Source organism: Janthinobacterium sp. NKUCC08_JDC, assembly GCF_019345575.1.
Classification (GTDB): Bacteria; Pseudomonadota; Gammaproteobacteria; order Burkholderiales; family Burkholderiaceae_D; genus Janthinobacterium; species Janthinobacterium aestuarii.
Genome location: NZ_JAHKQW010000014.1, coordinates 13467 through 36985 on the forward strand (window position 1 = coordinate 13467; position 23519 = coordinate 36985).

The 23519-nt window shown below is 64.1% G+C and carries 21 protein-coding genes; 4 read left to right on the forward strand and 17 right to left on the reverse strand.

Annotated elements, in window-relative coordinates:
• Positions 1–26: 26 nt before the first annotated feature.
• The 5 genes from KO538_RS24165 to KO538_RS24185 form a co-directional block, all read right to left on the reverse strand.
• Positions 27–368, reverse strand: coding sequence for a FlxA-like family protein (locus KO538_RS24165; protein WP_219329890.1), 342 nt, complete (start codon positions 366–368; stop codon positions 27–29).
• A gap of 121 nt (positions 369–489) precedes the next feature.
• Entirely contained in the window at positions 490–1059 is a 570-nt protein-coding gene (gene dcd / locus KO538_RS24170) for a dCTP deaminase (RefSeq protein WP_034755486.1), read from the reverse strand.
• A 133-nt stretch (positions 1060–1192) separates the two neighbouring features.
• Positions 1193–1993, reverse strand: coding sequence for an alpha/beta fold hydrolase (locus tag KO538_RS24175; protein ID WP_070302763.1), 801 nt, complete (start codon positions 1991–1993; stop codon positions 1193–1195).
• A 58-nt stretch (positions 1994–2051) separates the two neighbouring features.
• Positions 2052–2747, reverse strand: coding sequence for an HAD family phosphatase (locus KO538_RS24180; protein WP_219329891.1), 696 nt, complete (start codon positions 2745–2747; stop codon positions 2052–2054).
• 32 nt (positions 2748–2779) lie between these two features.
• Complete coding sequence (locus tag KO538_RS24185) at positions 2780–3541, reverse strand: TSUP family transporter (protein WP_034756294.1); 762 nt, start codon at positions 3539–3541, stop codon at positions 2780–2782.
• 149 nt (positions 3542–3690) lie between these two features.
• On the opposite strand from KO538_RS24185, the gene KO538_RS24190 reads away from it, so the two are divergent.
• Positions 3691–4614, forward strand: a complete 924-nt coding sequence (locus KO538_RS24190) for a LysR family transcriptional regulator (protein WP_139089528.1) — start codon at positions 3691–3693, stop codon at positions 4612–4614.
• Between the two features lie 21 nt (positions 4615–4635).
• Here the strand turns inward: KO538_RS24190 and KO538_RS24195 are convergent, their stop codons facing one another.
• A complete protein-coding gene (locus KO538_RS24195) occupies positions 4636–5145 on the reverse strand; it encodes a hypothetical protein (RefSeq protein ID WP_219329892.1) in 510 nt (169 codons plus the stop codon).
• A gap of 90 nt (positions 5146–5235) precedes the next feature.
• Positions 5236–7659, reverse strand: a complete 2424-nt coding sequence (locus tag KO538_RS24200) for a DNA internalization-related competence protein ComEC/Rec2 (protein WP_219329893.1) — start codon at positions 7657–7659, stop codon at positions 5236–5238.
• Positions 7660–7862: 203 nt separating this feature from the next.
• Here KO538_RS24200 and KO538_RS24205 point away from each other — a divergent pair, with 203 nt between their 5' ends.
• The 3 genes from KO538_RS24205 to KO538_RS24215 all read left to right on the forward strand — a co-directional run bounded on the left by KO538_RS24205 (position 7863) and on the right by KO538_RS24215 (position 11815).
• A complete protein-coding gene (locus KO538_RS24205; protein ID WP_219329894.1) occupies positions 7863–8696 on the forward strand; it encodes a class I SAM-dependent methyltransferase in 834 nt (277 codons plus the stop codon).
• A 149-nt stretch (positions 8697–8845) separates the two neighbouring features.
• Positions 8846–9139 (forward strand): hypothetical protein, encoded by a 294-nt coding sequence (locus KO538_RS24210; protein ID WP_219329895.1) that lies wholly within the window; start codon positions 8846–8848, stop codon positions 9137–9139.
• Between the two features lie 690 nt (positions 9140–9829).
• A complete protein-coding gene (locus KO538_RS24215; RefSeq protein ID WP_219329896.1) occupies positions 9830–11815 on the forward strand; it encodes a helicase-related protein in 1986 nt (661 codons plus the stop codon).
• A gap of 3 nt (positions 11816–11818) precedes the next feature.
• On the opposite strand, the gene KO538_RS24220 is transcribed toward KO538_RS24215, so the two are convergent.
• The 10 genes from KO538_RS24220 to KO538_RS24265 all read right to left on the reverse strand — a co-directional run bounded on the left by KO538_RS24220 (position 11819) and on the right by KO538_RS24265 (position 23508).
• Complete coding sequence (locus KO538_RS24220) at positions 11819–12292, reverse strand: T6SS effector amidase Tae4 family protein (RefSeq protein ID WP_219329897.1); 474 nt, start codon at positions 12290–12292, stop codon at positions 11819–11821.
• 179 nt (positions 12293–12471) lie between these two features.
• Positions 12472–13704 carry a sorbosone dehydrogenase family protein gene (locus KO538_RS24225; protein ID WP_219329898.1) on the reverse strand — a complete coding sequence of 411 codons (1233 nt, stop codon included), beginning with the start codon at positions 13702–13704 and terminating at the stop codon, positions 12472–12474.
• A gap of 7 nt (positions 13705–13711) precedes the next feature.
• A complete protein-coding gene (locus KO538_RS24230; protein ID WP_219329967.1) occupies positions 13712–14509 on the reverse strand; it encodes a TatD family hydrolase in 798 nt (265 codons plus the stop codon).
• A gap of 12 nt (positions 14510–14521) precedes the next feature.
• Complete coding sequence (gene lolD / locus KO538_RS24235) at positions 14522–15247, reverse strand: lipoprotein-releasing ABC transporter ATP-binding protein LolD (protein ID WP_034788536.1); 726 nt, start codon at positions 15245–15247, stop codon at positions 14522–14524.
• 16 nt (positions 15248–15263) lie between these two features.
• Positions 15264–16529 (reverse strand): lipoprotein-releasing ABC transporter permease subunit, encoded by a 1266-nt coding sequence (locus tag KO538_RS24240; protein WP_046682975.1) that lies wholly within the window; start codon positions 16527–16529, stop codon positions 15264–15266.
• A 65-nt stretch (positions 16530–16594) separates the two neighbouring features.
• Positions 16595–17872, reverse strand: a complete 1278-nt coding sequence (locus tag KO538_RS24245) for a lipoprotein-releasing ABC transporter permease subunit (protein ID WP_034755457.1) — start codon at positions 17870–17872, stop codon at positions 16595–16597.
• Between the two features lie 105 nt (positions 17873–17977).
• Positions 17978–19270: a TolC family protein gene (locus tag KO538_RS24250; RefSeq protein ID WP_257620552.1), complete on the reverse strand. Its 1293-nt coding sequence runs from the start codon at positions 19268–19270 to the stop codon at positions 17978–17980.
• Complete coding sequence (locus KO538_RS24255; protein ID WP_219329899.1) at positions 19270–20583, reverse strand: HlyD family type I secretion periplasmic adaptor subunit; 1314 nt, start codon at positions 20581–20583, stop codon at positions 19270–19272. Before KO538_RS24255 ends, KO538_RS24250 begins: the two co-directional genes overlap by 1 nt.
• Positions 20580–22733 (reverse strand): type I secretion system permease/ATPase, encoded by a 2154-nt coding sequence (locus KO538_RS24260; protein ID WP_219329900.1) that lies wholly within the window; start codon positions 22731–22733, stop codon positions 20580–20582. The genes KO538_RS24255 and KO538_RS24260 overlap by 4 nt, the downstream gene beginning before the upstream one ends.
• 103 nt (positions 22734–22836) lie before the next feature.
• Positions 22837–23508, reverse strand: coding sequence for a PEP-CTERM sorting domain-containing protein (locus KO538_RS24265; protein WP_219329901.1), 672 nt, complete (start codon positions 23506–23508; stop codon positions 22837–22839).
• Between the last annotated feature and the right edge of the window lie 11 nt (positions 23509–23519).

Genomic DNA, 23519 nt, shown 5'->3' on the forward strand with positions numbered 1-23519 from the left:
CCTGGCGTCTTATTTGTGATGTGCTGTTAGGCCTGCGTATCGATGATGCTGCCCAGGGTCGACGCGCTTGACCTGGCCGGGCTGGCCGCCGTCTCGGCGCTGCCGGCCGTCTGAGCATCCTGTTGCGCCGCCTGTTGTGCTGCCGCCGCTTGCAACTGAGCAATCTGCGCCTGCAAGGCCTGGATTTGCTGCGCCAGCTGCTGCTGCAGCTTTTGCGACGCCTCCGTCTGCTCGCCCTTCTGCGATTCCGTCAATTGCTTTTGCGCCGCCGTGATCTGCTTTTGCAGCGCCGCGATCTGCGAGCCGCTGCCCGCACTGGCGCTACCGGCCGCGCCGACTGCGCCGCCCGAACCGATTGCCGCTACCATACTGCCTCCTCAGTGTTTCGATACCAAGGTTAACGGCAGGCATGGGGTGCGGAACTAGTGCGGCCGGTGTAAAGGCAGGTAAAGGCAAGTAAAGAGGCGGTCACCCCGCCCTGCACCGCAATCAGGTCTTCGGCAGAGTCACGCCGACCTGGCCCTGGTATTTGCCGCCACGGTCCTTGTACGACGTTTCGCACACTTCATCGGACTCGAAGAACAGCACTTGCGCCACGCCTTCGTTGGCGTAGATTTTCGCCGGCAGCGGGGTCGTGTTGGAAAACTCCAGCGTCACATAGCCTTCCCATTCCGGTTCGAACGGGGTGACGTTGACGATGATGCCGCAACGCGCATAGGTGCTCTTGCCCAGGCAAATCGTCAGCACGTTGCGGGGAATGCGGAAATATTCCACGGTACGGGCCAGCGCAAACGAGTTCGGCGGGATGATGCAATAGCCCTTGCCCGACACGTCGACGAAATTGTTCGCGTCAAAATCCTTGGGGTCGACAATGGTCGTGTTGATGTTGGTGAACAGCTTGAACTCGTCGGCGCAGCGGATGTCATAGCCATAGCTGGACGTGCCGTAGGACACGATGCGGTTGCCGTCGCGTTCCTTGACCTGGCCCGGTTCGAACGGCTCGATCATGCCCGTTGTTTCCGCCATGCGGCGTATCCATTTATCGCTTTTAATCGTCATCGCAGGGGTATCTTTCTAGAATATCGGAATGGCTGGGGCTGCACATCTGGTGCAGGTGCAGCCCGGATGGCAGGATTTTACGCGAAAATCCTCCGCTGTTGGCCCCCATCCCCTGAAAATCCTCGGCGATATTCTATTGTTTCGCCAGCAATGCCGTAATCATCTCGCGCACCACTTGCGCCGTCAGCTCGGGGTTTTCCATGGGAAACAGATGGCCGCCCGGCACCTGGCGGAAAAACTTGCCGACCAGCTTGCGCGTGGCCGTCAAGCCCGCCTGGCGGCATTCCACCGATTCCGTGCCGCCGATAAAACCGATGGGTACTGGAAAACCGTCCTTGACGAGGCCGCCGATATGGTGCGGCAAGCTGCGGTACACCTGCGTTTCCACTTCCCGCGTAAAGCGCAGCTGCACCCCTTCCGGATGAGGAACCAGACCGCTGTCGATGTAGTCGCGCAATACCTGCGGCGCCCAGATGGCGAACATGTCCTTGGCCGCGAAGTGCTCATACGCGGCTTGCGCATCGGGCCACAGCTTGCGCCGCCTGGCGGAAAAACGCGATGGAGAGAAGCGCTCGCCCAGCGCCGTGTTGCGCGCCAGCCGCACCAGCAAGGCGCGCCAGCCCGCCACCACGGGCGAATCGAGCAAGACCACGCAGCGTACGAGGTCGGGCCGCTGCTTGGCCACCATCACGCTGAGCATGCCGCCGAGCGAGTGGCCGACGAGGATCACGGGGCCGCTGTAGCGGCGCTCGAGGTCGTCGATATACTCGCGCACCAGTTCGGGCCAGCCCGTGCTGACCGGGTATGCGGGGTCGTGCGCATGCATGTCGAGCGCCTGCACGGTGTAGTGGCGGCCCAGCAAGCCGAACAGCTTGCGGTAGGTGCCGGCAGGATAGCTGTTGGCGTGGGCAAAGTGCAATTGCGGGAGGGTCATCGTGGGACGGTGCCGGTGAATGCGATAGGCAATTGTAATGGCATGCCAGCAAGACGGATCAGAGGAAGGCCTCTAATTGCGGACGCACTGGCGCCATGCCGGGCACGAACGAAGCCAGCACTTCGCCCAGCTCGGCCATCGATTCGACTACACAGAATGCCCCATCAAATGCATGCTCGCGGTTCATGTGATTGCGCACGATGATGCATTCCAGCCCGGCCGCATTGGCGGCGCGCAAGCCGCGCGGCGAGTCTTCCACGGCCACGCAGTCGGCGGCGGCCAGGCCCAGTCGCTGCAAGCCCAGCTCGTAGCCGTCGGGCGCCGGCTTGCTCTCGCCATACATTTCACGCGTCAGCACGAAGTCGAAGTGGTGCAACAAGCCCGTGGCCGCATGGCTGATCCGGAAATGCTGTTCGTAGGCGCTGGTGACCACGCCCATGGCCACGTGCGGACGCAGCGCCGCCAGTACTTGCCCGATGCCGGGCATGGCCAGCCGGCGTGCCTGGCGCAAGCGTTCGGCAAACAGCTCCGTGCGCTCGGCCCGCAGGCGCTCGACCAGTTCGATCTCGTGGCCTTGCCCCAACAGCAGGTGCCAGGCGCCGTAGTTATTGTCCAGGAACCAGTCAAAGAATTGCTTTGGCGTCAGGTCTATGCCGTAAGGCAAGAGCAAGTCGCGGTTGCTTTCGTAAAACAGCTGTTCGGTATCGACCAGCACGCCATCGTTGTCCCACAGCACGCCCTGGATGGTTTTCATGGCTTGTTGTCGCTCTTGTTATCTATCAATACTTACTTGAAGAAGATGTCGTAGGACAACTTGACGATCAGCAGCACCAGCAACACGAGGAAGAGGATGCGCACGAAGGCGGCGCCGCGGCGCACGGCGATCCAGGTGCCCGTCAAGGCGCCCAGGATATTGCATACGGCCATCGGTGCGGCCACCGCATACACCACGTGGCCGGCGGGAATGAAGAAGGCCAGCGCGGCCACGTTGGTGGCGATATTCACCAGCTTCGAGCAAGCCGAGGCAAGGATGAAATCGAAGCCGAAGACGCGGATGAACAGGAAAATCAAAAAGCTGCCCGTACCTGGCCCGAACAGGCCGTCATAAAAGCCAATGGCGCCGCCGATGACGATGGCGAGGATGCGTTCGCGCGGACCGATGGGACGCGCTTCGCGGGTCGTGCCGAAATCCTTCTTGATGAAGGTGTAGATGGCCATGATGATGATCAACACCAGCACCATCGGGCGCACCACTTGCTGCGGCACGTAGGACACGGCCGCCGCGCCGATGAAGGACATGACGAAGGCGCTGGCCACGGCCGGCAGCACCAGCAGCCACGGGATATGCACCTTGCCGACAAACGAACGGGCGGCAAACGTGGTGCCGCAGGCGGACGCCAGTTTATTCGTGCCCAGCAAGGACGTCGAGGCCATGTTCGGCATCAGGTTGAACAGGGCCGGCAGCTGTATCAGTCCGCCCCCACCCACGGCGGCATCGATGAGGCCGGCAAAGAAGGCAAATAAACACAGCAGCGAGATGGTCAGCATGATAGGCAAGAAGGAATGATCGACAGCGGCAGTATAGGCGCCGTGGATTTTTTCCGATGCAACTTCAAATTGCGGAAAACGCAATCAGGCGTAACGCTTGACGGAATGCGCCCCATGCGGTCTACTGGCCTCTTTTGCCGGGAGTCACGATGTCGATGAAACTGATGTGGGAGATCCGCGCCTTCTGCACCGTGGTGGAAAAGCGCAGCTTCATCCACGCGGCGCGCATGCTGGGGCGCTCGCCGTCGGCCGTCACGCGCGCCATCCAGTTCCTCGAGGAAGCCATCGGCGCCGAGCTGATCCTGCGCACGCAAAAGCAGTTCACCCTGACGACGGCTGGCGAAACGTATTACGCGTCGGCCAAGCACTTGCTGGAAACGCAGGCCGAGGCGGAAGACCAATTGGCTGAGCTGAGCAACTCGCCGCAAGGCTGGGTGCGCCTCTCCGCGCCGGAAATTTTGTCGCTGGGCTTCTTGCCGAAAGTGGTAGCGCAATTTTCGCGCGACTACCCGAACGTCTCGGTGGACATCCATTTCTCGGACAAATCGATCGACCCCATCCAGGAAAAGCTCGACTTTGCCATCCGCGGCGCCTTTCCCCAGTCGAGCGAGCTGATCGGCTACCCCCTGTGGAATTACCGCCGCTACATGTACGCCTCGCCCGACTATATCGCCCGCATGGGCGCGCCCGAGGAACCGGAAGAGCTGGCCGGCCACGACATCATCATGCACTCGGCCCCCCGCATCCTGCGCGACTGGCATTTCGTCTCCGGCGAACGCAACGTGCGCTACCAGGTGCAGCCGCGTTTCCGCTTCACGTCGGGCATCGCCACTTTTCAAGCGGCCTTGGAAGGCGCCGGCATCGTGCGCCTGGCCAGCTGGCTGGCGGAACCCGCCGTGGCCGCCGGCACCCTGCGCCGGGTTTGCACGGCGTACCGGCTGACGTCATCGAAGGAGCTCGATCCCAGCATCCATGCGGTCTACGGCACCTCGCGCATGGCCAAGGGGGCGCGGCTGTTTCTCGAATATGTGCGGCAGCGGGGGCTGGAGATACCGGATGAGCGGCACAGCTGACGCTGCGCCGATGAATGGCGGCTATGGCTTGATGCGAACAGAAACAGGGGTTTTCAGGACCCACGCCACGTCATAAATCGGCGCCGTGCCACGAAACGATATCGCGATGAGCTCCAGCGGCGTCACCGTGCCATGCGCGATAAACGTTTCCACATAGCCGTCGGAACCCACATGGTGGTAAGCCACCGCCTTCGCTTTCGCCAGCGGTGCCGGCCCGACACTGACCTGCCCCTGAAAGCGAAAAACCAGCACGCAGCCGGTTCTTTCCGCCTGCGAAAGTGCCCCCTGCAATCCCTGCGACAGCGTCACGTAGGCAAAAGCGCCTTGCAGCTGCCGCTGCTTCACTATGGCCTCGGCGGTTGGCACGTCCGTTACATGATACAAATACGGATGCCGCAGGCGAACGGCGTCTGCTTGCCGTCCCTGCAAATCATATGACAGCGTCTTCGACTGCTTGCTTTGGGAACGGATCCGCGCCTCAAAGCCGATCGCTGGCACAGTCGCCTTTTTCTTCCAACTAAACCAGCCCATCTTTATCCTTTCAGAATAATGCAGGCAGCTCCCGGGCTGCCTAGCCTGCCAAGCCATGACCGATATATACCATTAATGCAGCAGCGTCCGCTAGCGCCCATGCCAGTACCGCGGCCGGCTGGCCCGATACCGCGTCACGTCGATATTGCCCCCGAACTCCAGCACCGCCGCCCCCGTCACATCCGTGCGCAGCCGGGCAATGCCCATGTCGCCATAGCGCGCATACACTTGCGGCTTCGGATGTTTATAGCGATTCCTGTGTCCCACCTGGAAAATCGCCAGACTGGGATGGACAGCACTCAAAAATGCCGGCGTCGAGGACGTACCGCTGCCGTGATGGGGCGCCAGCAGCACGTCGGCCGCCAGTTCCCCCTCGGCAGAACGGGCCAGCAATTGGGCCTCCTGCGCCGCCTCGATATCGCCGGCCAGCAAGATCGCGTGCTTGCCAGCCGTGATTTTCACGGTGCAGCTGCGGGCGTTTGGCTTCAGGGCAATGTCCGTGTGACTGGCGGGCAATGGGTGCAGCATGGCGAAGTGCACGCCTTCCCAGGTCCAGCTCTGGCCCGCCGTGCAGTGCAGATAAGGCCGGTGCGATTCCCGCTGGAACTCGACGGCCGGATGGCCATCGAACAGCGACGAGGCCAGCCAGCCCACCTGCACGTTCTCGAGCAGGGACATGGCGCCGCCCGCGTGATCGAGGTCGCTGTGGGAAATGATGACACCGTCGAGTTTGGCGATGCCGCGTGCGCGCAAGTAAGGCACGATGACCCTGCTGGCGCCATCGGAATCGAGGCTGTAGGCGGGTCCCGTGTCGTACAGCAGACGGTGGCCATGCGTTTCCACCAGCACGGCCATGCCTTGTCCCACGTCGAAGGCCGTCACCCACAGTTGGCCCGGTGGCGGGCTGGACGGCAAGGCCGTCAGCAGCGGCAGCCAGCCCAGCATGCCGGCCCAGCGGTGCGGCCATCCGCGTGGCGCCAGCAGCCATGCCGTGCCAAACAATGCCCAGCAAAAACTCCACATTGGCGGCGCGGGCGCCGTCCACACGGCAAAGCGGCGCGCGCCCAGCCATTCGAGGACCTGCGCCAGCATCTGCACGATGGCGTGCGCCAGCTGCAACAGTCCATCGGACAAAGGCGCAGGCAGCAGGCTGCCCGCCAACGACAAAGGCGTGACGACCAGGCTGATGACGGGGATGGCCAGCGCATTGGCCACAGGGCTGACCAAGGACACTTGCGAGAACAGCAGCATCGTCAACGGCACCAGCCCCACCGTCACCACGTATTGCGTGCGCGCGCCCAGTGCCACGGCCGCGCGCAGGCGGCGCCAGCGGCCAGCCTGCTGCGGCATGGGCGCCGTGGTACGGCCCGCCGTCGCGTACAGCATGGTGGCGACGGCACCGAACGACAGCCAGAAACCGGGCCACAGCACGGCCCACGGATCGAGCAGCACGACCACGCCCAGCGCCAGGCACAGGATATGGACGATGCTGGTGATGCGTCCCAGCCACAAGGCCAGCGCCACCACCAGCAACATATACAAGGTGCGCTGCGCTGGCACGCCGAAGCCGGCCAGCAGCACATAAAGAAAGGCCGCCAGCGCACCGGCCAGCGCCGCCACCTTTTGCGCCGGCAGCCGCAAGGGCAGCTGCCAATCGGTAAAGAATGAACGGCGCCACAGCGCACCCGCGCCCAAGGCGAACAGTCCCGCGATCATGGTGATGTGCAAGCCGGAAATCGAAATCAGATGGCTGACGCCCGTGCGGTTGAACACTTGCCAGTCCGACTGGGGAATGGCGCGCTGATCGCCCACCACCAGCGCCACGATCACGCCCGCATACTGCTTGCCTTCCAGGCTGCGGGCGATGCGCGCGCGCAGGGCTGCGCGGCTGGCCTCCACCACGTTGCCGAAGCCGGGCACGAAGGCAGCCAGGCGCAGGTTCGGCATGTCCGCGCGCGGCTGCGGCCGCACATAACCGGTGGCGCGCACGCCCTGCTCCAGCAGCCACGCCTCGTAATCGAAACCCATGGGATTCGCATTGCCGTGCGGACGCTGCAGCCGCACCGTGAGGCGCCAGCGCTCGCCCGGCTGCACGTCGCCCACGGCGTTCGTCACTGCATCGCGAAAACCCGCGTACCAGGACAGGGCGATCAAGGGCGGCACCTTCGCCCCAACCGCCTTTTCTACGGCAAAGTTGAAGCGCACGCCCTGCTCGAAGCGGTAGGGCAAGCTGGCGATGGTGCCCGTAACAACAATGTCCTGCCCTTCGTCAGCCAGCGCCAGTTGCGGCGCCATGGCCGCCTGGGCCAGCCACGCGGCCCAGTAAAAGCCGAGGCCTACGCCAGCGGCGAGCGCAACAACGCAGCGCCAGCGCGCGTAGCGACGCAGCGCCAGACTAGCCGTCAACCCTGCACCAGCAATTACCCACAGCAGCGCGCCCGCCTGCGCAGGCAAGCTTGCCTGCGTCTGCAACCAGGCGGCGCCAGCGGCAAAGCCGAGTATCAGGGTGCGCATAGGGAGGCAGAATCAAGGCAGAATCAGCTCGTTGCGAAAAGGGCTCAGCTACTGTGATCGCTTTCGACTGTTTGCCGTCTGATCTGGCGCAATGATGCCAAGGATAGAAGTTCAGCACACCATCCGGCACCACCGCAGGCGAAACTTCCCCCATGCTAAGATGGCCATCCGGCGCCTGGGCGCCACGACTTAGCGGACCTGGCATGACCCCACTGACAGCGGCCGAAACCTATTTGCAAGACTTTCACCAAAGACAAGTCGGCGCGACCAGCGCCGCGTTTGCCCATCTGCCGGCCAGTTCGCCTGTCGGGAGTTGGGCTTCGTCCTACGAAGTGTTGACCAGCCTGATACCGGCCGTGGACACGCCCTTGACCGTACTCGACCTGGCCTGCGGCGATGGCCATCTGCTGGGTTTGCTGGCAGCCAGGCGGCAGCCCCGGCTGCAACTGCTCGGCGTCGACATGAGCCAGGGTGAACTGGCTGCCGCGCGCGCCGCCCTGCCGGCCTCCGTGCGGCTGCTGCATGGCCGCGGCCAGGCGCTGGAACTGCCATCGGCCAGCGTCGATTATCTCGTCTCGCACATGGCGCTGATGCTGATGGACGACATCGAACGAGTCGTGCGCGAAATGCGCCGCGTGCTGCGTCCCGATGGTCACTTTGCGGCCATCGTCGGCCGCACTTTCCTGCTGGGCGAAGTCAACGACGTTTTCATGCGCGTGTTCAAGCCCATCGCCAGCACCGAGCTGCCGCCGCTGCGCTTTGGTGACCGCCGCACAGGGTCCGAAGCGGGCTGGCGCGGGCTGCTCGATGGCGCGTTTGCGGACGTCGAATTCGACGACATCGACGTACCATGGACGCCCACGCCGAGCGAACTGTGGACGGCCCTGCTGGACACCTACGATATCGACCGCCTGGACGACGGCGCCAGGCAACGCCTGCGCAACGCGTTCCTGGATGCCGTGGCGCCGCTGCAAACCGGTGACGGATTGATCGCCACCGGCTGGGGGCTACGCGCCGTACGCGCTCGGGCGGCCTGAACTGCCATCGTCGCCAGTGACTGCCGGCATCACCGGCAACAGGCCGCGATAGTGGCTGCCACTGCGCGCAGCACTGCTACTGTCCATTGCAGGTTTGCTGGCAGGCGGACCGTTCGGCGTTGCACTCTGCTTGAGCGGTACCGCCAGCAATGCAAGCACGCCATTCGGCAGCACAGGCGCTAGCGCAGCTTGCAAAGGCTGGCGTCGCGGTCACCGCCAAACCAAGGCCGGACGCAAAAAGAAATGCAGCGAGCTTTTTATTCATGGTGTTCTCCAAAGTTGGATGGCTGATGAATCCCTGCGCGCGCCATCGACTGGCGCAGGGCCACATACACAAGTATGTCGGGTGTCATCGCAAGCTGGCCGTGCGTCAGCGCGAAGTGAAAAGTCCTGCGGCCGCCAGCGGATACTGGAGCACCGCCAAATCAAAGCCGTTCATATAAACGCGGCGCGTCCCGGCCGATAGCCAGACCAGCATCCATAATAATGCCGCGCATCGCCGTCAATTTCCGATATGTTGAAAACATGCGAAAATTCTCCTCGCGAAATCTGAGGTCATGATCAGCCCGCCATTATTAATTGTCAAGACAATTCAATTCATTTCGTACTATCGAATAATTTCTCGCGCAATGAAAAATACGGTCGCAATAAAATCGATAGAATGGGAAGGTTCGCTCAGTCATGCCGGCTGCTGCTGGCGCATGGGAGCGCGACGACAACGACTCACTGCCTGGCAGACGCAAGAAAACAATCTGCACGTGATACGAATATCATCACCATGGATATCAATAGAAACTTACTCTTTGTCATTATCGGCAGTTAAATTTTAATAATAAAATTCACAGAATAAAACAAACTTAATAAAAATACATTCACTAAATTCCGGACGAATAAAATTCAGAGAAAAGAAAATGATAAAACACGAAGCACCAGATATCGCACTCCGTGTTCAAGCAAATTGAATTCGACACAATGGAAGCGCCGCGCTGAATGCCTGCCAGTTTTTTATCCGGGCCGGGGAATCAGCACTTTAAGAATCAGCGCTCCTGCCACAGCCACTCCGTGCGCCGCAAAAAATCTTTGCCCGGCGCACGGTATAATCGGCCTCGCTTACTTCAACACCCAGGCACGACATGACTTCCTCCCCGCTTCCTCCCGATACATCCACCGACATCTCCGACAGCAGCGACGACAATAACGACGCTACCCTCGTCGCGGAACTGGGGGAGCTGGCCGAGCATATCCGCCTCGTCAAGATGGAAGGCCGCGTCTTCGTGCGCTTTTCCGGCGTAGTCAAGGCGGCCCATCTGGTGGTGCCGTATGCGCTGGTGCCGGCACAGGGCGTGCTGGCGCGACCGGCCAAGTGGCGCAAAATGGACCGCGAGGCCAAGCTGGCCCTTGTGCGCGAACGGGCCGGCGCGGCCGTGTTCGAGGAGCTGCGCCAGCATGTGATCGACTTCGTCGCCGATATCGCAGGCCTGAGCGAGGACGTGGACACGGACCCGATGGTTTTCCTGCACACCTTGGCCGACATGCAGACGTCGGAGCCGGCGGGCATGGTGTTCGACCGCATCCGCCAGCGCTTCAATCACGCCATCGAGCGCCAGCAGGAAGAACAGCACGCGGCGCGCACGCGCCAGAGCATCAACCTGGCCGAGTATCCGGCCTCGTTCGAGATGGCGCGCCGCCTGCCGCGCCGCTTCATCGCGCTGCTGGGTCCGACGAACTCCGGCAAGACGCACCGCGCCATGGAAGCGCTGGTCAAGGCAAAGAGCGGCATCTACCTGGCGCCCTTGCGATTGCTGGCCCTGGAAAACTACGAGCGCTTGCAGGAAGCCGCGCCGCACGGCAAACCGCTGGCAGTGAGCCTGATCACGGGCGAGGAACGCCGGGTCGTCGACGGCGCCACGCACGTGGCCAGCACGGTGGAAATGCTGGACACGAAAACCGTCGTCGAAGTAGCCGTCATCGATGAAATCCAGATGCTGGCCGACCCTGATCGGGGTGCCGCGTGGACGGCGGCCGTGTGCGGCGCGCCGGCCCACACCGTGTATCTGGTAGGAGCCCCCGAAGCGCGGCGCGCGATCGAGGCGCTGGCCGAGCGCCTCGAATGCCCGCTGGAAGTGCACGTATTAAAACGCATGGCGCCCTTGTCGATGGAGCCTACGGCCGTACGCAAGGTGCGCAACCTGCGCCGCGGCGACGCCGTCATCGCCTTTTCGCGCCGCGAAGTGCTGATGTGGCGCGACATGATCACGGAAACGGGGCTGTCGGTGGCCACCGTCTACGGCAACCTGTCGCCCGAAGTGCGGCGCGCGCAGGCGCAGCGCTTCCGCGACGGCACGGCCGATATCGTTGTCGGCACGGATGCGCTGGCGATGGGACTGAACATGCCGATCGCGCGCATCGTGATGACCACCTGCGTCAAATACAATGGCCGCGAAGAGGAAGAGATTTCGGCCGCGCTGGCGCGCCAGATCGCCGGGCGCGCGGGCCGCTATGGCGTGCATGAAGAGGGACTCGTGGCCGGCTACGACAACGAGACGCATGAAGTAATGCGCGCCCTGCTGAAGGAAAAACTGCACCCGCTGAACACGAGCGGCTTTGCCGTGGCGCCGTCGCTCGAGCATCTGCACCGCATTTCATCGGTGACGGGCGAACTGTCGCTGTCAAAACTGCTGCGCCGCTTCATCCACAATATCGACGTGCCGGACGGCTTCTTCTTCCCCCGCATTACGGAAGACCAGAAGGAACGCGCCGTCTGGCTCGATACCCTGCCCCTGTCCGTGGCCGACAAGTTTACCTTGTCGCTGGTACCGATATCGAGCAAGGTGCCGTCCTTGCAAACGGCGTGGGAACACTGGGCGAAGAATCTGTCGCAGGGAAAAGTCAGCACCCTGCGCCAGCATGCGTACGGCGGAGGGACGCAGAATCTGCAGCAGGTGGAAGACACTTGCCGCTACTACTCGGCGTATGCGTGGCTCAGCTACCGCCTGCCCGAATTCTTCCCCGATATCGACGTGGCGCAAAACCTGTCGCGCGATGCGTCGGAGCGGGTCGATTCCATCCTGCGCGCGCACAATGCGGCCTCGCGCGGACGCTCGAAGAAATTCAGGTAAACGTCAACGGATTGGCCAGAACCAGACCTCGCCACAATCCCAGTAGCATTCGGTGCCGCAGATCTTCACGTCGATGGAGGGCAACAGGATGTCGATATGCCCACCGGCACCACCCAGGTAGCCGGGAATGCGGAAGAAGGCGACGATGCCCTGGCGCTGGCCGATGCCTTCGATGGCCGCATCGGCAGCGAATTTTTCGGGTGCGCCAAACATCGACGGGCTGGCCAGCATGTGCGCCAGCTTGGCCTGCCCCGGCTCGATCAGCGCGCCCTTGAACGGTCCCTTGCGGATGGCCATGCGGCCCTTGACCTGGACGCCGGCCTTGATCAGGGCCAGGCTGACGCGGATGGCGCAGGTGTTGGCAAAGCTGTCCTTGCCGATCAAGTCTTCCCAGCCGATTTCGCGGAACAGGGCCGCCTGGTCGACGGCGTCCACGCTCGAGTAATTTTCATGCAGATTGATGAATGCAGGTTTCACGCCAGCCTCCCGTCGTCCCTGGTCGACAGGAACATCAGGCCGATTGTAGGACGATACGGCCGCCCTGCACTGAGCGAGGTCAAGCGTAAGCCGACAACACCTGTAACGCCAACAATGATGTCGGATTACGCGCGGCCTTGCCCCGCTAATCCGACCTACACGTACGAGACCGGTGAAAGTTATGGTTTGCCCGGCGCCGTATAATGCAATTTCAGCACCAGCCCATTATGGTCGTCAGCCATATAAATATCGCCGTCCTGCCCCAGCTTCACGTCGACGGGCGCGCCCCTGCCCTGCTTGCCCTTGCGCTCCCAGTTGCTGATCAACTCGACGGACTTGCCCAGCGGCGCACCGGCCTTGTCGGGCAGCAGGGCCACCAGGCGGTGGCCATTGCTGCGGTAGCCGTGGTAGCCGATGATCAGGCTATTCTTGTACAGCGCCGGGAAGCGGCTGGCCGTGTAAAAGGTCATACCCAGCGGCGCGGCGTGGCCTGGCAGCAGGCGCTCGGGCGCCGCATATTGGGCGTCGCAAGCCGTCTTCGGATATTCGGGACTGGCGACATTGTCGTCATAGCAGTACGGCCAGCCGTAGTGCCGGTCGGACTTGATCAGGTTGAGTTCCTCGTGCGGCAGGTTCTCGTCGCTTTTCAACTGCGGCATGGCGGCCTGGATGGCGTCGCGCGAGTTTTCCGCCTGCCACAGCTCGCCCGTCGCAGGGTGAAAAGCCAGTGCCATCGAATTGCGCAAGCCGCGCGCATGCGTGCGCCAGCTTGTCACCGTGCCAGCCGGCCAGGCCATCGTGTATTCGCGGATGGCGCCCAGCGCTTCCAGTCCCTCCGCCGAAGGACAGGCTTTGGTTGGATCGGGCGCCTTGCCGTCGTTCTCGCAATGGTCGGTGCTCGAGCCCACGTTCACGTACAGGTCGCCCTTGGGGCTGAAGCGCATATTCGTCAGCAGGTGCAAACCGAGGCCCGGCAGGCGCGGCGTCTTGGCCGTGCCGCCGATCACGTCGGTGAGCTTGCGGGTGGTGTCGCGCAGGTCGAAGCGGAAGATGCGCCCTACTTCGCCCACGTAGACCATGCCGTCCGGTCCCTGCACGATGCCGTTCGGGCGATCGAGCTTGTCGAGCAGCAGCTTGCGCTCGTAGCCGCCACCGGCCGCCTTGGGCTGCAACAGCCACAATTTACCCTGCTTCGGCGCCCATCCCGTCATGTCGGTGACGAGGATATCGCCATTCGTCAGCGGCAGCACGCCGCGGGGGAATTTCAGGCCGTCGGCCAGCACGGCCACGCAAAAGCCGGCCGGCGTGGTCACGTCGAGGCGCGGCAAGCCATCGCACTGGGCGCCGGTCGCCGCCATAACGGGAGCGAACGCACCGGACAGGCAGGCGGCCAGGATGATCTTGTTATTCATTGTGGTCTCATTCCATCAAAGGTAGTCGGGGCATGACGGCGCGCGCATTGGCGCTGGTGGCAACGGCCACGTCGGCCAATGCCAGGCCGCGCAGCTCGGCCAGCACGGCGCCGATGCGCGGCAATTCTTCGGGGCTGTTGCGGCCAGGGTGTATCCAGGCCGGGGAAATATCGGGCGCGTCCGTCTCCAGCACGATGGCGTCCAGTGGCAATTCCGTGGCCATGCGGCGTATCTGCAGCGCCCGGGTAAAGGTCATGGCGCCGCCAAACCCCAGCTTGAAACCGAGGTCGATATAGCCCTGCGCCTGCTGGAAGCTACCATTGAACGCATGGGCGATGCCGCCGTTCGGACGGATCTGGCGCGCGTGCTTGAGGACGATATCCTGCGAGCGGCGCACGTGGGTGAGCACGGGCAGGTCGAAGTCGCGGGCGATTCTCAGCTGCTCGCGCAGGAAGTGTTCCTGCTTGGCGCGCATGGCCGGTTCGCACAGCATGGGAATGAAGAAATCGAGGCCGATTTCGCCGATGGCGACAAAACGCGGGTCATTCATGGCCAGCGCCACGGCCTCGCGCAGCGCGATCAAATCGTCATCCGTAGCGTGCGGCACGTAGATCGGGTGGATGCCAAGCGCATAGCAGGCGTTGGGCGCCGCTACCGCCAAGTCGCGCACGATGGCGAAATTGGCCCGTTCGACGGCGGGAATGACGATCATGCCCACGCCCTGCTGCTGGGCGCGCGCCGCCACCTGCAGCGATTCGCTGCCGAATTCATGCGCGTCGAGGTGGCAGTGCGTGTCGATCCACAGCATGGCGGCTCCTTAGTATTGGTACGGTTGCAGCCCTTCGTCCGTCAGACGCAGCACGCGGTCGCAGCGCTTGGCCAGTTCGATATCGTGCGTGACGATGACGAAGGCCGTGCCCAGGGTACGCGACAGTTCCAGCATCAGGTCGAAAATCTGTTCGGCCGTGGCGTGATCGAGATTGCCCGTCGGTTCATCGGCCAGCACGCAGGCCGGCTGCGTGACGAGGGCGCGGGCCAGGGCCACGCGCTGGCGCTCGCCGCCCGACAATTCACCGGGCGTGTGCGTGACCCGCTTGGCCAGGTTGACGCGCGTGAGGATCTGCTGCGCCAGCTCGGTGGCGGGTGCGCGCTTCATGCGCCGTATCATCAGTGGCATGGCGACGTTGTCGAGCGCGGAAAACTCGGGCAGCAGGTGGTGGAACTGGTACACAAAACCCAGCGAGGCGTTGCGCAAGTCGCCGCGCGCCTTTTCGCTCAGATTGGCGAAGTCCTTGCCCAGCAAGGTGACCTTGCCGCTGGTGGGCGTATCGAGGCCGCCCAGCAAGTGCAGCAGGGTCGATTTGCCGGAACCGGAGGCGCCGACGATGGCGACGCGTTCGCCACGGTGAACGTCGATATCGATGCCGGCCAGCACCTGCACCTTATAGCTGCCCTGCGTGAAAGTCTTGCCCAGGCCGCGGCAGGAAAGGACGGCGGAATCGGCGGAAGCGCCGTTGGAGGCAGGTTTGTTCAGATCGGTCATGGTCGTAGTCAGTGGTTTATTCATAGCGCAGGGCTTCCGCAGGTTTCACGCGGGCAGCCCACCAGCTTGGGTACAGGGTCGCCAAAAAGGCGAGGATCACGGCCAGCACGCCGATCTTGGTGACGTCGGGCCAGCGCAGGTCGGACGGCACGGTGCTGATGAAATAGATGTCCTTCGAGAGGAACTGCACGCCCAGCAGATGCTCGATGAAGGGCACGATGACGTCGATGTTCATGGCCACCAGCACGCCGCCGCCCACGCCCAGGATCGTGCCCAGGATGCCCACCAGCGCGCCCTGGATCATGAAGATCTTCATGATGGAACGGGGCGACGCGCCCAGGGTGCGCAGAATCGCGATATCGGCCTGCTTGTCCGTCACCGTCATCACCAGGGTCGAGACGAGGTTGAAGGCGGCCACCGCGATGATCAGGGTCAGGATGATGAACATCATGCGCTTTTCCGTCTGCACGGCGGCAAACCAGTTGGCGTTCAGCTTGGACCAGTCGCGCAGCCACAGGTCGCCCGGCATGGTTTTTTTCAGCTCCGCCGCCACTTGCGGCGCCTGGTTCATGTCGGCCAGGCGCAGACGCAGGCCCGACGGGCCGTCAAGGCGCAGCAAGCGCTGGCCGTCTTCGATATTGATGAAGGCCAGGCCCGCATCGAATTCATTGTGGCCCGCCTGGAAGATGCCGCTGACGGTAAAGCTGCGCATGCGCGGCAGCACGCCGGCCGGCGTGACCTGGCCCTGAGCCAGCATCAAGGTGACTTTTTCGCCAAGGTTGACGCGCAAAGCGCGCGCCAGCTCGATGCCCAGCACGATATTGAAGGTGCCCGGCTGCAGCGCCTTGAAGCTGCCCATGCGCGTCTGGCCAGCCACGTCGGAAACGTTCGGTTCTTCCTCGGGCAGCACGCCGCGCACGATGGCGGGGCGCAGCGCATCGTCGCGCAGCAGCATGCCCTGCGTTTCCACGAACGGCGCGGCGCCCTTCACGGCCGGATTCTTGAACGCTTGCGCAGCTTCCGCGCGCCAGTCCGGCATGCTGCCGCTGTTGTCGAACACTTCCACGTGGGCCAGCACGGACAGCATGCGGTCCGTCACTTCCTTCTGGAAGCCGTTCATCACGGACAGCACGACGATCAGCGCCGCCACGCCCAGGCCGATGCCGGCCATGGAAATGAGCGAGATAAAGGAGATAAAACTGTTGCGGCCACTGCGCTTGCCAGCCCGCGTGTAGCGCAGGCCGACCAGCCATTCGAAGGGAAGATTTTTTAACATGCTCATTGATTCGTTAATTCTCAGGGGTCTGACCCGCCGGGTCTGACCCCGGCAGTTTGTTGATCAGCCAATTACTCATACCGCAGCGCCTCGGCCGGCTTGACACGCGCGGCGCGCCAGCTCGGGTAGATGGTCGCCACCAGCGCCAGGCCAAAGGCGATCAGGCCGATCTGCGCCACGTCCAGCCAGTGCACGTCCGACGGCACGGCGCTGATCTGGTAGATTTCCTTCGAGATGAAGTGCAGGCCGAAGATGCCTTCGATGAAAGGCACGATGACGCCCACGTTCAGCGCCAGCACGACGCCGCCGATCACGCCCAGGGCACTGCCCAGCAAGCCGACCAGCGCGCCCTGGATCATGAAAATCTTCATGATGGAGAATGGCGAGGCGCCCAGGGTGCGCAAAATCGCGATATCGGCCTGCTTGTCAGTGACCGACATCACCAGGGTCGAGACGAGGTTGAACGCGGCCACGGCGATGATCATGCTGAGGATGATGAACATCATGTTCTTCTGGCTTTGCACCAGCGCATACCAGCTGGCACTGGCGCGCGACCAGTCGCGCATCCACAGCTGGCCCGGCATCGACGCTTTGAGTTCACGCGCCACCTGCGGCGCCTTGTTCATGTCATGCAGGCGCAAACGCAGGCCGGACGGGCCGTCGAGCTGCAGCAGCTGCTCCGCATCCTGCATGTTGACGAAGGCCAGGCTGCCATCGAGTTCATTGTGGCCCGCCTCGAAGATGCCGGCGACCTTGAGCGCGCGCATGCGCGGCATGACGATGCCATTGGCCGGATCGCCCGCCCTCGGCTCGCGTTCCAGCATCAGGGTGACGTTCTGCCCCACTTTCACATCGAGCGCCTTGGCCAGGTCGATGCCCAGCACGATGTTGTACGAACCTGGCGTCAGATCGTTGAAACTGCCCTGCTTCATCTGGCTCGCCACGCTCGAGACGGTGGCTTCCTGCTGCGGCAGCACCCCGCGCACGACGGACGGGCGCATGGTTTCGTCGTTGAGCAGCATGCCCTGGGTTTCCACGAACGGCGACACGGCCTTGACTTGCGGGTTGGCGTAGGCGGCGCGCTCCTGCGCCTGCCAGTTCGGCATGGAGCCGCTGGTATCGAACACCTCGACGTGGGCCAGCACCGACATCAGGCGGTCCGTGACCTCCTTCTGGAACCCGTTCATGACGGACAGCACGACGATCAGGGCGGCCACGCCCAGGCCGATGCCGGCCACGGAAATGAGGGAGATGAAGGAAATGAAGCTGTTGCGGCCACTGCGTTTCCCGGCGCGCGTATAGCGCACGCCGACCTGCCACTCGAAGGGAAATTGTTTGATGATGCTCATGCGCTCCCGCGACAACGATGATATGCGAGCGCGCAGTGTGCCACATAATGGGCATTTCATGCATCAAGTCTGCGTGATCCATGTGTGAAACCGCGCACGCCGGCCCTATTTTGCCTCCTGCGCCAGGCCGAACGCGTCCAGCAGCCGCCCCGCCAGCGCGTACTGGCGCATCTGCGCCACGGTCAGACGGTGCAGCTGGTCGCTGCGCCGCTGCTGTATCGTGAAATAGCTGTCGCGCGTCTGGATGACCTGCTGCAGGTTGCGCCGGCCTGCCTCATATTGGATGGTCCCGCCGCGCACGACGAAGGCCATCTTTCTTTCCTGCTCGTCGAGCAGGGCCAGGGTGCGCTGCGCATTGGCGATGCGCGGCAGCATGCTGGCCAGGTCGGCGCGCGTGCCCTGCTCGGCGCGCGCCACGTCCGCCTCGGCCGCCTGGGCGCGGCTGATGCTCTCGTCGCGCTGCGCCAGGCTGCCCCCGCCCAGCGGGAATTCCCAGGAGACGCCCACCGACCAGCCCCGCTGCTGGATGGTCGACGGCGGCGGCGTGGTCTTGTTATTCAACAGGTGGCTGACATTCAGGTCCACTTTTGGCGCCAGGGTGGCCGCCACGCTGCGCACGCGCAGCTGGGCCGCCGCCGCCCGCTCGCGCGCGGCGCGCAATTGCGCGTGCTGCGTATCAGCATTCTCCAAAGCCTGCGCCGGCAGCGGCGCGAAGGCGAAATCGGCAAACTGCGCCACCGGCTCGAAGGCCAGCGCTTCGAGCTTGATGCGCGCCGCCTGCTGGTCCGTCAGCAAGCCGTCGTGCACCAGTTCCGCGTCCAGCTGCGAGCTTTGCGCCAGTTCGCGGTCCACTTCCGACGCTTTGCCCAGCTCCGCCTGGCGCGTCACCTGCCGCACCAGTTGCGTCACGTCGCGCAGCCGTTCCTGCGACTGCTGCAGGCTGCGATCCAGGCGCTGCATGTCGAAATACGCTTCGGCCAGCTTTTCCGCGCTGTCCGCGCGTGCGCGCTCCACGTCGAAGGCGGCACCCGCCATCTCGCGCTCGGCCGCATCGAGTTCGGCGCGGTCGGCGCCGCCGTTGTAGACATTCCAGCGCACGCTCGCTTCCACCTGGTGCGTGCGGCGTTCCACGTCCAGGGTGCCGTCGAGGTCGTTGCTGCGCCCCCGCGTGGCCTGCAGCGCCGCCGTCGGGAACAAACGCGAGCGGGCCTGCTTGTAGCGCGCTTCGGCGGTGGCCAGCGCCGCCTGCGCCGCGATCACCTGCGGATCGCGCGGCACGGCGCGGGCCAGCAAGGCCGGCAAGCCGCGCACGGACTGCGCCTGGAAAGCGGCCGGTGGCGCTGGTTGGGCGGCCGCGTTTGCGCAGGCGAATGCCATGCAAAGTAAAAAAGCACGCATCACCGCTCCTGCAGGGAAGACTGCAAGCCGCGCAGCACGGGCTTGAACACATATTGCAGCACCGAGCGGCGCCCCGTCAGGATGCCCACGTCGACGGGCATGCCGGGCGTAATCGGCAGCACCTTGCCGTGCGCCGTCAACTGGCTGCGGTCGGTACTCAGCTGCACCTCGAAATACGGCTCGTTGCGTTCATCGGGAATCGCATCGGCGCCCACGCGCACCACCTGCGCCTGCATGCGTCCATACGTGGTGGCGTCATACGCCAGCACATTGGCCGATGCACGCTGCCCCACGTGGATAAAACCGATGTCCGACGGCTTGACGCGCACGGAGATCAGCATTTCCGAATCGGCGGGCACGATTTCCAGGATAGGCTTGCCCGGCTGCGCCACGCCGCCGACGGTTGCCACCAGCACCCGGTTGACGACGCCGTCGACGGGCGCCGTCACGTCGCGCCGGCTCACCTGGTCTTGCTGGCCCTTGACGGTGCTGGCCAGGGCCCCGGCCTTGGTTTCATATTCGCTGCGCTGGGCGCCCCACTGGCCGCGCATGCGCGCTTCCACTTCGCCAGCCTGCGCCTGCGCCTCGGCCAGGGTAGCCGCCAGGCGCGGCACGGACGCGCGCAGGCTGTCGAGTTCCGTGCGCTGCTGCTGCACGCGCTGCTGGGCATTCAGGTAGTCGCCGCGCGAACCGGCGCCCTCCTTGAACAAACGCTCTTCGATCGACAGGCTTTCCAGGGCGATTTTCAAGCCCGTATCGAGTTGGGCGATGCGGCTGTGCGCCTCGGCCAGCTCGCCGCGCCGGCGCGTCACGCCTTCGCGCGCGGCCGCCGTGGCCGACGCGAATTCGCGCTGGCCATCGCGCCACAACTGCGTTTCCTTGGCGATCAGCTCGGGCGCTTCCTGCTGCCATTCCGGCGCAAACCGGGGCGTGCCGCCAGACAGCAGCGCGTCGAGGCGCGCCCTGCCCGCCAGCGCGGCCAGGCGGTTTTGCACGCTGGCGCCCAGATTGGCCTCGTACTGGGCCGTGTCCAGGCGCAGCAGCAAGTCGCCGCGCCGCACGCGCTGGCCCGGTTTCACGAGCATTTCGCGCACGATGCCCCCTTCCAGGCTTTGCACTTCCTGCAGATGCGACGGCGGCGTGATGGCGCCACGGCCATTCACGGACACGTCGAGCTGGGCGAAGGTGGCCCAGGCGAGGGTCAACACCAGCAGCACGGCGATCAGCGCCAGCATGCACAGAACAATGCGCTGCGGTTCGCGTTCCGGGTCCGGGTGGGCTGTTGGCAGCGGGCGGGCGTTCAGGGCGCTCATGCCGCCACTCCCTGTTCCGCCGCAGGCCTGGCCGCCTGGCTATTGAGCACGCGCATGACCTCATCGCGCGGGCCGTCGGCCACGATGCGTCCCTTGTCAAAGACGATCAGGCGGTCGACCAGCGCCAGCATGGCCATGCGGTGGGTGACCAGCACGATGGTCGTGTCTTTCAAGGTGCGCAGCCGGCCGATCAAGCGCTGCTCGGTGGCCGGGTCGAACATGCTGCTCGGTTCATCGAGCAGCAGCATCGGCGGTTTCGCGAGCAAGGCGCGGGCCATGGCCACGGCTTGCCGCTGGCCGCCGGACAGGCGTTCGCCCCGCTCGCCCACTTCCGTCGCCACGCCGTTGGGCAGCTGGGTAATGATGTCGTCGAGGCAGGCCAGGCGGATGGCGTCGAGCAGGCCCGCGTCGTCGGGCTGGCTGCGTCCCAGTTCGATGTTTTCGCGCAGGGTGCCGTGGAACAGGGTCACGTCCTGCGGCACATAGCCGATCTGGCGGCGCAGGCTCAAAGGTTCGAGCTGGGTGCTGGCCAGGTCGTCGAACAGCACGCTGCCGCTTTGCGGCCCGTACTGGTTCAACAGCAGGCGCAGCAAGGTGCTCTTGCCGGAACCGAGCTTGCCGATCACGCCGACCCGTTCGCCGGGGCGGATGTGCAGGTTGAGTTTATCGAGCAGCGGCGGCGAATTCGGGTAGGCAAAGCCCACGTCGCGAAACTCGATGCGCCCGGACAGGGGCGGCGCCTGCAGGCTGGCCGCGTCGTCATCGGTCGGCGCTTCCATGATTTTATTCAGAGCGTGGTAGGACAATTTGGTCTGCTCCCAGCGCATGATCAGGCCCGCGATCTGGCTCACGGGCGCCAGCGCGCGGCCTGTCAGCATGCTCACGGCGATGATCTGGCCCAGGGTCAGCAGGTGTTCGCCCATCAGCAAGGCGCCCGTGGCCACCACGGCCACGCCGGACAGGGCCAGCACGGCCGTGTTGATGTAATTGACGCGGCTGACGATTTCGCGCGTCTCGACGCTGTTGGCGGCGATGGCCACCGTCAGGCTCTCCCATTTGCGCCGGCTCCACGCTTCGGCGCCCAGCGCCTTGATGGTGTCGAGGCCATTCATGGTTTCAAACAGGTGCGCCGTGCGCTGCGCGCTTTCCTGCATCGAGGCGGCCACGTGGCGCGCCAGGGCCGCGCGCGAAGCAAAGGCCACCAGCAGCAAAATCGGGATGACGGCCAGGGGCACGAGCACGAGCCAGCCGCCCACCAGGGCGATCACCAGCAGGAACAGCAGCAGGAACGGCAAGTCGCCCAGGGTCGTCAGGGTGGTCGAAGCAAAGAATTCGCGCACGGATTCGAAATCGCGCACGGTATTGGCCAGGGTGCCGCCAGAGGCCGGCCGGCTGGCCGCGCGCAGGCGCAAACACTGGGCAAAGATGTTCGACGACAGCGCCACGTCCATGCGGCGCGACGCCGTTTCCACCAGTTCGCCGCGCAGCAGGCGCAGGGCCAGCTCGAAGCCCGTCAGCACCACGACGGCGATCGTCAGCACCCACAGGCTGGAAGTGGCATTGTTCGGGATCACGCGGTCATACACGGCCATCGCATAGAACGGCACCAGCACGCCGATGACGTTCAGCACCAGGGTGCCCAGCAGGGCCCAGCGGAAGACCCAGCGGTTACGGTTGAAGACATCCCAGAACCAGCGCCCCGCCACCGGCATGCTGTAGAGCAAGCTGCGCTGGTCGAAAAACAGCACGGGCCGCACGGCCACCCAGCGTGCGTCCGGCACTTCCTGCGCCAGCGCGGCCGCGTCCAGCCAGGCGCTGCCTTCGATGCCGGGCACGTGGCATTCATATTTGCCATCAGCAATAGACAGTATCACCAGCGCCTGCCCTTCCCCGTTGAGCAGCAAGGCCGGCATTTCCGTCGGGCGACGCGGCGTGCCTGCCGGCAACGCGGTGCCGGCCAGGGTGGCTTGCGCCAGCACCTGGTCGAGGAAATCGGCGGCGGCCGGGTTGGTCTGGGCCGCCACGCTGGCGCGCAGGCGCTCGGCCTGCACGGCCACGCCGAAAAAGCGCGCGAGGAAGACGATGGCATCGGCGATGGCATCGGTGGACGCGCCGGCGGAAGCGGTGGAAGTATCGGGGGGTGGGGTCATGATGGATTCACAATAAAACGCTGCGGCGCACCGGTCGGGCGCGCCGCAGCGGGAACGCTATCGCTTGCGCGATGAGCGATAAGCAATAATTAATGAGCAATAATTAAATCAGCGCGGAAGCGCCCTTGCGGCGGCGCGCCATGAAGCCCAGCAGGCCCAGGCCCGCGACCAGCATGGCCCAGGTCTGCGCTTCCGGCACCGGCGACACAGCCAGCAAGGTTTGCGAAGCCGGGTTGACGCTGCTCAAGCTCGTGTAGTTGTACAGGTTCTGGATGGCGCCATTGCCCGTGGCCACGCCCAGCATGGTGTTGGCCTGGCTGACGACGGCATTGCTCAGGCTTTTGAAGCGCAGGTCGCCCGTCAGCAGGTTCGTGTTGTCGTTATTCAATTCCCACAGGGCCAACTGGAAGGCGGCGGCGCTGTTGGCGCTGGTCGACACACTGGCGACGGACGAGGCGTAATAGCCTTCATACAAGCGCTTGACGGAATCGCTGGCGGCGAAGGCGCCGCTGCTGTAGCTGTTCGAATTGTTGCTCAGTGCGACATGGGGATCGAGGCAAAACGCCAGGAAGGTGTTGCTGTCGTATTTGACTTCCCACAAGGTTGGCGAGATGGCGCTGCCCGAGCCGAAGGCGCCGCCGGCAGCCGTAAACAGGCTGACGCTGTGCGAATCGACGACTTGCAGGTTGGAGGCGGCCAGGGCGCTGCCGCTGGCAAGGACGAACGTGGCGGCGGCGATGGCGCCGCGGACGAACAGGTGCATGGATTGTTTCATATTGGTTTCCC

Excerpts from the sequence above, each read along its gene's own strand:
- KO538_RS24165 (WP_219329890.1), bottom strand. The coding sequence starts at position 368 with ATGGTAGCGGCAATCGGTTCGGGCGGCGCAGTCGGCGCGGCCGGTAGC.
- KO538_RS24250 (WP_257620552.1), bottom strand. The coding sequence starts at position 19,270 with ATGCGTGCTTTTTTACTTTGCATGGCATTCGCCTGCGCAAACGCGGCC.
- lolD (WP_034788536.1), bottom strand. The coding sequence starts at position 15,247 with ATGACCGATCTGAACAAACCTGCCTCCAACGGCGCTTCCGCCGATTCC.
- KO538_RS24175 (WP_070302763.1), bottom strand. The coding sequence starts at position 1,993 with ATGACCCTCCCGCAATTGCACTTTGCCCACGCCAACAGCTATCCTGCC.
- KO538_RS24215 (WP_219329896.1), top strand. The coding sequence starts at position 9,830 with ATGACTTCCTCCCCGCTTCCTCCCGATACATCCACCGACATCTCCGAC.
- KO538_RS24195 (WP_219329892.1), bottom strand. The coding sequence starts at position 5,145 with ATGGGCTGGTTTAGTTGGAAGAAAAAGGCGACTGTGCCAGCGATCGGC.
- KO538_RS24245 (WP_034755457.1), bottom strand. The coding sequence starts at position 17,872 with ATGAGCATCATCAAACAATTTCCCTTCGAGTGGCAGGTCGGCGTGCGC.
- KO538_RS24205 (WP_219329894.1), top strand. The coding sequence starts at position 7,863 with ATGACCCCACTGACAGCGGCCGAAACCTATTTGCAAGACTTTCACCAA.
- KO538_RS24190 (WP_139089528.1), top strand. The coding sequence starts at position 3,691 with ATGTCGATGAAACTGATGTGGGAGATCCGCGCCTTCTGCACCGTGGTG.
- dcd (WP_034755486.1), bottom strand. The coding sequence starts at position 1,059 with ATGACGATTAAAAGCGATAAATGGATACGCCGCATGGCGGAAACAACG.
- KO538_RS24185 (WP_034756294.1), bottom strand. The coding sequence starts at position 3,541 with ATGCTGACCATCTCGCTGCTGTGTTTATTTGCCTTCTTTGCCGGCCTC.
- KO538_RS24180 (WP_219329891.1), bottom strand. The coding sequence starts at position 2,747 with ATGAAAACCATCCAGGGCGTGCTGTGGGACAACGATGGCGTGCTGGTC.
- KO538_RS24200 (WP_219329893.1), bottom strand. The coding sequence starts at position 7,659 with ATGCGCACCCTGATACTCGGCTTTGCCGCTGGCGCCGCCTGGTTGCAG.
- KO538_RS24255 (WP_219329899.1), bottom strand. The coding sequence starts at position 20,583 with ATGAGCGCCCTGAACGCCCGCCCGCTGCCAACAGCCCACCCGGACCCG.
- KO538_RS24225 (WP_219329898.1), bottom strand. The coding sequence starts at position 13,704 with ATGAATAACAAGATCATCCTGGCCGCCTGCCTGTCCGGTGCGTTCGCT.
- KO538_RS24240 (WP_046682975.1), bottom strand. The coding sequence starts at position 16,529 with ATGAGCATGTTAAAAAATCTTCCCTTCGAATGGCTGGTCGGCCTGCGC.
- KO538_RS24210 (WP_219329895.1), top strand. The coding sequence starts at position 8,846 with ATGCAAGCACGCCATTCGGCAGCACAGGCGCTAGCGCAGCTTGCAAAG.
- KO538_RS24260 (WP_219329900.1), bottom strand. The coding sequence starts at position 22,733 with ATGACCCCACCCCCCGATACTTCCACCGCTTCCGCCGGCGCGTCCACC.
- KO538_RS24265 (WP_219329901.1), bottom strand. The coding sequence starts at position 23,508 with ATGAAACAATCCATGCACCTGTTCGTCCGCGGCGCCATCGCCGCCGCC.